The sequence below is a fragment of the Streptomyces prasinopilosus genome, assembly GCF_001419695.1.
Taxonomy (GTDB): domain Bacteria; phylum Actinomycetota; class Actinomycetes; order Streptomycetales; family Streptomycetaceae; genus Streptomyces; species Streptomyces prasinopilosus.
This window is the reverse complement of record NZ_LIRG01000363.1, coordinates 1-8,236: the sequence shown is the minus strand read 5'-3', so window position 1 is coordinate 8,236 and position 8,236 is coordinate 1. Positions and strand designations below refer to the sequence as shown.

General features: G+C 73.3%; 9 protein-coding genes. 5 read left to right on the top strand and 4 right to left on the bottom strand.

The genetic code is table 11. The features are described from left to right. The 3 genes from AOK18_RS16270 to AOK18_RS16260 all read left to right on the top strand — a co-directional run. Positions 1-880, top strand: an 880-nt coding sequence (locus AOK18_RS16270; RefSeq protein WP_055694827.1) for an MBL fold metallo-hydrolase, incomplete at its 5' end; no start/stop codon positions are given. Positions 881-1,088: 208 nt separating this feature from the next. Next, positions 1,089-1,577, top strand: a complete 489-nt coding sequence (locus tag AOK18_RS16265; protein WP_055573243.1) for a DUF5709 domain-containing protein — start codon at positions 1,089-1,091, stop codon at positions 1,575-1,577. 72 nt (positions 1,578-1,649) lie between these two features. Continuing rightward, on the top strand, positions 1,650-2,126 hold the full coding sequence (locus tag AOK18_RS16260; protein ID WP_055573244.1) for an SRPBCC family protein: 477 nt from the start codon (positions 1,650-1,652) through the stop codon (positions 2,124-2,126). 156 nt (positions 2,127-2,282) lie between these two features. On the opposite strand, the gene AOK18_RS16255 is transcribed toward AOK18_RS16260, so the two are convergent. Further along, positions 2,283-2,471, bottom strand: a complete 189-nt coding sequence (locus AOK18_RS16255; protein WP_055573245.1) for a hypothetical protein — start codon at positions 2,469-2,471, stop codon at positions 2,283-2,285. A gap of 308 nt (positions 2,472-2,779) precedes the next feature. On the opposite strand from AOK18_RS16255, the gene AOK18_RS16250 reads away from it, so the two are divergent. Next, on the top strand, positions 2,780-4,747 hold the full coding sequence (locus AOK18_RS16250; protein ID WP_055694826.1) for a YncE family protein: 1,968 nt from the start codon (positions 2,780-2,782) through the stop codon (positions 4,745-4,747). A gap of 104 nt (positions 4,748-4,851) precedes the next feature. Here the strand turns inward: AOK18_RS16250 and AOK18_RS16245 are convergent, their stop codons facing one another. Beyond that, the gene (locus AOK18_RS16245) at positions 4,852-6,231 is read right to left on the bottom strand and encodes a hypothetical protein (RefSeq protein WP_055694825.1); all 1,380 of its coding nucleotides are present in this window, start codon (positions 6,229-6,231) and stop codon (positions 4,852-4,854) included. Positions 6,232-6,715: 484 nt separating this feature from the next. Between AOK18_RS16245 and AOK18_RS16240 the strand changes: the two genes are divergently transcribed. Beyond that, positions 6,716-7,258: an MOSC domain-containing protein gene (locus AOK18_RS16240; protein ID WP_055574291.1), complete on the top strand. Its 543-nt coding sequence runs from the start codon at positions 6,716-6,718 to the stop codon at positions 7,256-7,258. A 186-nt stretch (positions 7,259-7,444) separates the two neighbouring features. Here the strand turns inward: AOK18_RS16240 and AOK18_RS16235 are convergent, their stop codons facing one another. Next, the gene (locus AOK18_RS16235) at positions 7,445-7,672 is read right to left on the bottom strand and encodes a DUF6480 family protein (RefSeq protein ID WP_055694824.1); all 228 of its coding nucleotides are present in this window, start codon (positions 7,670-7,672) and stop codon (positions 7,445-7,447) included. A gap of 80 nt (positions 7,673-7,752) precedes the next feature. After that, entirely contained in the window at positions 7,753-7,950 is a 198-nt protein-coding gene (locus AOK18_RS16230; protein ID WP_055694823.1) for a hypothetical protein, read from the bottom strand. Positions 7,951-8,236 lie beyond the last annotated feature (286 nt).

Sequence of the window (8,236 nt, the reverse complement as noted above, 5' to 3'; positions counted from 1 at the left end):
CGGCGGCGGTGACCGGGCCGCGGGGCCGGTGTCGTGGCGCTGGCTCGGTACCGCCGGCTGGCGCATCGACGTCGGCGACCGGACCGTGCTCTTCGATCCGTACCTCACCCGCTTCCGCACGGGCCTCTTCGACGGCGCCTTCGACCCGGGGACCCGCCTGCGGACCCGGCCGGAGGTCGTGGACGCGCACGTCGGCCGTCCCGAACTCGTCCTGGTCAGCCACTCCCACTGGGACCACCTCGGCGACGTGCCGCACATCGCCAGGACCACCGGGGCCCGCGTCGTCGGCACCGAGACCACGTACCACCTGCTGGTCTCCCTGGGGGTCGACGCGGGGCAGATCTCCGTGGTGAAGGGCGGCGAGGTGCTGGACTTCGGCGGGGGCGTCACCGTGGAGGTCGTGCCGAGCCTGCACAGCCGCAACAAGAAGTGCGCCTACTTCGCCCCGGGCACGCTGAACGCCCCGCCCGCGAGGGTCCCCAGGACCATCTCGGACCTGCCGGAGGGCGACACCCTCGCCTTCCGGGTGACGGCGGGGGAGGGCGGGCCGTCGGCGTTCCTCATGGGCGCCAGCGACTTCTCCGAACGGGCGGTGCGGGGCCTGCGGCCCGACCTCGCGATGGTCGCCGTGCCCGCGGGCACCGCCACCCACCGGTACGTGCCCCGGCTGCTGCGCGCGCTGGACGGTCCGGGCGTCGTCGTCCCCGTCCACTGGGACAACTTCGAGGTACCGCTGGGCGGCGCCCCCGTACGGGACCCGTCGATGGACCTGGAGGCGTTCCTCGCCCAGGTCGCGGAGGCGTCCCCGGCGACGCGGGTCGTCGTCCCGGATCCCCGCACCGTGTACGACGCCGCGATGCGTCCGGGGGGACGCCGGTGAGACCGGTTCCCCGCGGGCCCGGGGTCCCGGAGGGCCGGGCCCACGGGGACTCGGGCCCCCGGGAAGTCCGGTCCCCCCGGAATCCCGGGCCCCGGCCCCCGGGAACCGCGGTCCCCGGGAGCCGAGACGGCGAGGTAGACGGATCATGACCTGGGTACTCGTTCCGTCCTGACGGACAACGTGAACCGATCACCGGCCGGAGGCGGACATGAGCGACGAGAACAGGGCGGACGACGTCTACCAGCCCACCGGGACCAACGAGGAGCAGGAGGACGCGGCACCGCTGGACCTGCAGGACGCGGTGGACGAGCGTTCGTACGACGACCTGCTGGACGAGGGCTACTCCCCGCCGGAGAAGCCGCTGGGCGTCACCAGGACCGGTACCACGGCCGCCGAGCAGTACGAGGGGGAGTCCCTCGACGAGAGGCTGAGCCAGGAGGTCCCCGACGTGGAGGTGCCGGCCGGGGACGGCGTGGGCGACCTGCCCGGCGGCGAGGGGGAACCCCGGGACCCGGAGGCCGGCACCGACCGCGCGGGGCGCCTGGTCGCGCCGGACGAGGGCACGCGGACGGACACCACCGCGGAGCTGGTCGCCGACGACCGGGGCATCGACGGCGGGGCGGCGGGCGCCGAGGAGGCCGCGGTCCACGTGGTGCCCGAGGAGCAGCTGCCCCCGGCGGACGAACGGGGGGAATGAGAGGAAGGTCATCATTCGTCCGGACCCGGGTACCCGACGCCGTGCGGAACGACCGCAGGCGAGGAGGGATCAATGAGCACGGTCAGGGAAGCGGTGGACGTCGAGGTGCCCGTCCACACCGCCTACAACCAGTGGACGCAGTTCGAGGACTTCCCGAAGTTCATGGAGGGCGTCGAGGAGGTGCGGCAGCTCGACGAGCGGCGCAACCACTGGAAGACCAGCATCGGCGGGGTGCGGCGCGAGTTCGACACCGAGATCGTCGACCAGCTGGCGGACGACCGGATCACCTGGCGGTCCGTCGACGGCGACACCCGGCAGCGGGGATCGGTCAGGTTCGAGCGGCTGGACGACACCCGCACCCGGGTGGAGCTCACCATGGACGTCGAGCCCTCCGGCATGGCCGAGAAGGGCGCCGACATGCTGGGCGTGATCGACCGCCGGGTCAAGGGTGACCTGCACCGCTTCAAGGAGTACATCGAGCAGCACGGCGGGGAGACGGGGGCCTGGCGGGGCCGCATCCGGCCCGTGGACTCCGGCCCGGCCCACTGAGGACGGGCCCGACGGACTCCGCGCACGTCCGTCACGGAGGTCCGTGACCGGGTGCGCGGCGACGAGGACGACGAGAGCGCTCCTCCGGTCCTGCGACCGGAGGAGCGCTCCGCCTGCGGCCGGAAGCGGGGGCGGCCGCCCGGCCCCCTGCTCGGTTCAGTCCTCGCCCCGCACCACGTTCCACTCACCTTCCCGCCGCGTCCGCCCCGCGTCGCCGTCGGCCGCCGCGCGGTCGATCGTCGCGCGCTGGCAGGTGCGGATGCCCTGCCCGCGCAGACGGCGTGCCCTCGCCCAGCCCGTCTCGGACGGGCGCACGGTGTCCTTCTTCCCGACTTCCACAGTCACGACGGTCCATCTTCCTTCTGATTCAGTCCTGTCGGGTGCCGGTTCGGTACCTCACCCCGTACCGCTCCCTGTGCCGGGTGTCCATTCGGGGCCGTGGAAAACACGGGGGCGGGCGCACCGGGGGCGTCCCGCCCCGGCCGTCGCCCGCGCCGGGTCATGACAATCCGGTCCCCGGTTGTCACTGCCATGCCATACGCTGCGTCTTCGGCGGCGTCCACGCACCGTTCCGGTGCGAGGGGGGAAAGCGCGGCCGTTCCTTTCGTTCCAGCCCGGTGGGAACCGGGCTTCCTCTGTGGGGGCACATCACTGTGCGCAGACGCAGCACGTCGATCGCGACGGCACTCGCGGTCATCCTCGGTTCCACGGCCCTGACCGCGCTGACGGCGGGGCCGGCGGCGGCCGACTCCGCGAAGATCCTTCCGGTGAGGTCGGTCGGCGACATCGTCGTGGACGGCACCCACCGGCGGGTCTACGTCTCCGACCCGACCGGCGGCAGGATCGTCGTCACCGACTACGCGGGAACCGTGAAGGCGACCCTGACCGGGCTCCCCGGCGTGACCGGCCTCGCGCTGTCCGCCGACTCCGGGCAGGTCTACGCGGCCGTCAAGGACGGCAACCGGATCGTCTCGGTGGAGACGGAGACGTACACCCGGACCGCGAGCCACCCGGTGGGCGCGACCCCCGGCGACCTGGAGGTGGTGGACGGCCGGATCTGGTTCGCCCACGGCACGGACTTCGGTTCGCTCGACCTCTCCGGCGCCGAACCCGTCGTCCGGCTCGCCCAGCGGGGCGACGTCGGCTTCCACGGCGGCTTCGGGATGTTCCTGGCCTCCGACCCGGCCGTCCCGGGCGTCCTGGCGGCGGGCAACGGCGGCGACCTCGCCGTGTACGACGTCTCGGCCGACGGGGCCGCCCTGCGGGTCAAGGGCCGCATGAACACCGGCGTGAAGCAGCTGGACCTGACGCCCGACGGCAGCCAGGTCCTCACCTCGTGGGGCGACCCGGACTACGGCTACGGCATCGGCGCCTACGCGACGACCGACCTCGCCGAGCAGGAGGGCTACCCGATCGACGCCTACCCGAACGCGGTGCGGGTCGCGCCCGACGGCAGCGTCGCGGGCGGCAGCTCCTCCTGGTACGACCCCGACGTCCACATCCACCGCCCCGGTGACCCGGTGCCGGTGCGCGAGTACGACTTCCCCAACACCGGTGACAGCAGCGGCGCCGACACCCTCGTGGACGGGGCCCTCGCCTGGGCGCCGGACGCCAGCCGGGTCTTCGCCGTCTCCGTGAACACCCACGGCACGTACACCCTGCGCGCCCTGACCGACCCCACCAGGGAACTGCCCACCCTCAAGGTGTCGGCGCCCGCCAAGGCGGAACGGGCCAAGAAACTCACCGTCACCGGCAGGCTGACCTCCAAGGAGACCCCCGCGGCGGGCACCGTCCTGAAGGTGACCCGCACGGACCTCGAGACACCGGACGGCAAGGCGCTGGCGGGGGTCAGGACGAAGGCGGACGGCAGCTTCTCCTTCACGGACACCCCGCCCGTCGGCGGCAAGGTCACCTACAAGGTCTCCTACGCGGGCGACGCCACCCGCGCGCCCGCCTCCGGCTCCGACACGGTGGAGGTCTCGCGCAAGGCGACCTCGCTGAGCCTGAACAACAACGGCAAGCTGTACGCGTACGGCAAGGACGTCACCTTCACCGCCCACCTCGGCACGACGTACAAGAACCGCACCGTCGCGATCTACGCGGACCCCTTCGGCTCCGACAAGCCGAAGAAGCTGCTGAAGAAGGCCAAGGTCAACTCCAAGGGCAACCTGTCGGCGGTGGTCGACATGACCCGCGACACCGCCGTCACCGCGGTCTTCGCCGGCGACGCCCGCCACGCCGCCAAGACCGTCAAGTCCACGGCGTACGCCGGGGCCAAGGTCTCCACCAGCGTCTCCGGGCACTACAAGACGGGCAGGATCGGCTCCACGACGTACCACTACTTCCGCAAGAAGACCGACCCGGTGTTCACCACCACGATGAACCACTACACCGGCCGCCACCAGCGCTTCCAGGTCCAGGTGTACGTGCAGGGCTCCTGGTACGACGCGGGCTCCGAGTACTTCGCCCTGTCCGGCGGCAGGTCGGTCGTGAGGCTGGAGGCACCGGGCGAGTCCGGCGTCCGCGCCCGCGTCCGCTCGTCGTACGTCAACGGCTCCTCCGGCGACACCGTCAACTCGACCACCCACGGCGCCTGGAAGTACGTCAACTTCACCAACTGACGCCCCTCCACCGGCCGCCGCCGGTACGCCCCGCCCGGGCTCGCCCGGGTCCACCGGTTGTTCCGGTGGGCCCGGGTCCGCCGGGGCGGGGTCGGTCCGTGAGGTCAGTTCACGGTGAAGTAGTAGTCCTGTTCGGCCAGTTCGATGCCCGAGCGAGTCGTCGCGTGGACCGTGAGGTAGTGGAAGCCGTCCGAGTCCGGGGTCCATTCGACGCGCGCGGTGCGGTCGGCGCCCGCGGCGACCGTGGTCCGAGGGCCCCCGTCGAAGGAGTACGTGTAGCTCACGACGTCTCCCGCCTTCGGCGCGAAGGCGAAGGTGCCCGGGACGCCGACACCGCCGCCCGACCGGTTCTCGGGGTAGGTGTCCGAGGTGACGGTGGGCGTCGTGTCGTGGGTGATGTGCCACGACGCCGCGTCGCTGACCCAGCCGTTCGCGCTCCTGCTGGTCACCTCGAGGAACGTGCCGTGGACGCCGTCGAGGACGAGTTCCACCCGCGCCGTGCCGTCCTCCTCCGCCGCGACGTCGACGGTCTCGGTGCCGCCCCGGCGGTCGTCGGTGCGTACGGAGTAACCGACGACCGGGCTCGTCGACTGGAGTGCCGCGTCGGGCCGGAGCGTGAACGTGGTCCTCTCGCCGAACTCGGGCGACGGGACGGCCGGGGTGACGGTCGGCGCCGTGGAACCGACGCGGAACATGTAGTGGGTGGCCGCCGAGCTGTTGAGGGCCCGGTCCAGGCTGCGCACCGAGAACGTCATGACGCCGGAGCCCCTCGGCGGGATCAGGCTGAGGGTCGCCGAACCGCCGGGGGCGTCGGCGCGCTTGAACTGCGTGGTGTACGTGTACGGGTCGACGGGCCGCGGGATGCCGTGGTCGCCGATCTCGGTGCCGATGGCCGAGAAGTCCTGCGTCCAGCTGAACTGGAAGCCGGTGACGTCCTCGACGCCGTTGGCGTCCATCGTGAACGTGACCGGCTCGCCGCCCTGGTTCCACCCGTCCGGAGGGTAGTTCGGCGAGGAGAGGGTGGGCGCGTTCGCGGGCCGGGTGTTGTCGACCGTGACGTAGCAGGGGGCCGACCGCTCCGAGGCCGTGTCCCCGGCGACCGTCTGCGCCTGCCAGGCGTAGGTCAGCCCGTCGGTGAGCGCGGCGGAGGGCACGGTGGCGGAAGCCTCGAACCCGGGCAGGGCACGCTCACGGGAAACCGTCGTGACCTGGGCCGGATCGGTGACCGGCCAGATCCGGTACCGCACGGTCACCGGGGAGTCGCCGGTGGTGCCGGGAATGCCCATGACGACCAGGCCGTCGCGGGTGTCGAGGTGGGTGGGCCGGTCCGCGTCGGCCGAGCAGTGCTGGTAGCCGTTGAACAGCTGGGTGGGGGCGGTGACCGTCCCCTCGGCGGCGCTCGCGGGCGACGCGAGGGCGGTCAGTGCCAGGCCGAGGACGCTCAGAGGGGCGAGGACGGCACGTGATCTCGCGCCGGAGGACATGGTCAAGTGCTCTCTCCCTGTCGAATGCCGGTAAGCGCGTTCCCGATCCGCACGAATGTGCGGAAGGCGGGGTGGCGAGGGGATCGTACGGCGCTGTCCCGGCGTGACGCAGGGGAATTGACGGGGCGTGGGGAACGCGAAGGACGGATGCGTGACCCGTGCGGGCCCTCCGCCCGCACGGGCCGGCCGGCGCACCGGGATCACCCCGTCCGGGGCCGGGGCCGGTGCCGTGGCCTGTGCCGTGGCCGGGCGGGTACGCCGGGATCCCGGATCGCGGGCGGCGGGGGCGGTCCGGCGAGCCCCGTCCCGAAGGCGGACCGAGGAGCCTTCGCCCCGAAGGAGGCCCGCCGAGCCCCGGTCCCGAAGGCGTCCTGGGCCCGGAGACGCCCGGGACGCCCCGCGGCCGGCCATGGCGGCCGCGCGTCCCCTGCGGTTAGGGTCGGTGCCGGGCGTGGTCGGGCGTGGTCGAAGAGGGGATCCGGGGATGCGCGGGACGGTGGCGGCGGTCAGCAGCAACGGCGAGTACGCGTTCACCAAGCCGAACCGGGACGCCATCACGCTGCTCGCCGGGCTCGGTGTGGAGGGTGACGTCCACGCCGGTGTGACGGTCAGGCACCGCTCGCGGATGGCTCAGGACCCGACCCGGCCGAACCTGCGCCAGGTCCACCTCATCCACGAGGAGCTCTTCGCCGAGGTCGGTGCGGAGGGATTCGAGGTGACGCCCGGCGACCTCGGGGAGAACGTCACCACCCGCGGCATCGACCTGCTCGGTCTGCCGGTGGGCACGCTGCTGCGCCTCGGCGACGACGCGGTGCTGGAGGTGACCGGCCTGCGCAATCCCTGCCGGCAGATCGACACCTTCCGCAAAGGCCTGCTGAAGCGGGTGGCCGGCCGCGACGCCGACGGGAACCCCGTGCGCAAGGCCGGCATCATGAGCATCGTCAAGGAGGGCGGCACGGTGCGCCCGGGCGACACGATCACGGTCGAGCTGCCCGAGGGGCCGCACCGGCCCCTGGACCGGGTCTGACGCCTCCGCCGGGCAGGCCGCGGCTTTGCCGCCTCCTCGCGTGAACGGAGGTCACGGGTGCCGTGCCTCCCGCGGCGAGGTCCCCGGCAATCGCGTGACAGGCGGCCGGCTGCCGACGGCCGGAACGATGCCCGCGGTGACGGTGCCGGGCGGCACCGGGCGGCTCCCGGGCGTGCGGGGGAGGCGTCACACGACCAGGGTCACCACCATGGCGATCAGTCCCACCACCACCAGTGCCACCACCGCCATGATCAGGACGATCGGCATCGGCCCCCACCCCTTGCGCAGCTCGGGCGGCTCCGGATGCGAGATGCCGTACGTGCCGCCCTCGGCGGGGGGCGTCTCACCGGGGGAGATGCCCCCGCTCGGTGCGGCCCCCGGGGTTCGCCTCGGGTCGGGATCGGGAGTTGTCATGGCGCACGCTCCTCTGGGTGTTCGTCTGGCTGTGGGCCGGTTCTCCCCGGTGGCGCACCGTCCTCGTAGGGACGGGGCGCCTACGCGTCGGGCCTCGCGGCACCGAGGGCGCCGCGGACCGGCTCGGGGCCGCGCTCGACGGCCGGGTCCGCGGGGGAGACGACGCCCGCCGCGTGCCCGCGCGTCACTTCCGCCGTGCGGGCCACGACCGTCACCGACGCCGGGGGCTCGACGGTCGCCGGGGCCCTCGTCGTGACGTCGCCGGCACGCTGGGCCATGGGGCCCTCCCTCCGGGGGAGTGGGTGGGCGGTGCGCTGTCCGCCGGTCGGCCTGCCGAGTACCCGTGGGCGACCGGTCCTCACGTGGTCATTGGGGGGCGTGTGGGTGAGGGCCGGGGCCGGGCCCTGCCGCTCGTCGGGCGCCGCTGAGCTTCCCCCTGCCCGCCAACCGGCCTTCTGCCCGCCGGTTCCCGCCCGCCGGCTCCCCTCCCGTCGGCCCGCCGGCCGCACCGGGTCCCGTGGAGGCGGGGTGCCCGGTGCGGCCGGCGGCGGACGTGGCGTGGGA

Coding starts and splice junctions, on each gene's coding strand:
- AOK18_RS16265 (WP_055573243.1), top strand. CDS start 1,089: ATGAGCGACGAGAACAGGGCGGACGACGTCTACCAGCCCACCGGGACC.
- AOK18_RS16260 (WP_055573244.1), top strand. CDS start 1,650: ATGAGCACGGTCAGGGAAGCGGTGGACGTCGAGGTGCCCGTCCACACC.
- AOK18_RS16245 (WP_055694825.1), bottom strand. CDS start 6,231: ATGTCCTCCGGCGCGAGATCACGTGCCGTCCTCGCCCCTCTGAGCGTC.
- AOK18_RS16240 (WP_055574291.1), top strand. CDS start 6,716: ATGCGCGGGACGGTGGCGGCGGTCAGCAGCAACGGCGAGTACGCGTTC.
- AOK18_RS16235 (WP_055694824.1), bottom strand. CDS start 7,672: ATGACAACTCCCGATCCCGACCCGAGGCGAACCCCGGGGGCCGCACCG.
- AOK18_RS16230 (WP_055694823.1), bottom strand. CDS start 7,950: ATGGCCCAGCGTGCCGGCGACGTCACGACGAGGGCCCCGGCGACCGTC.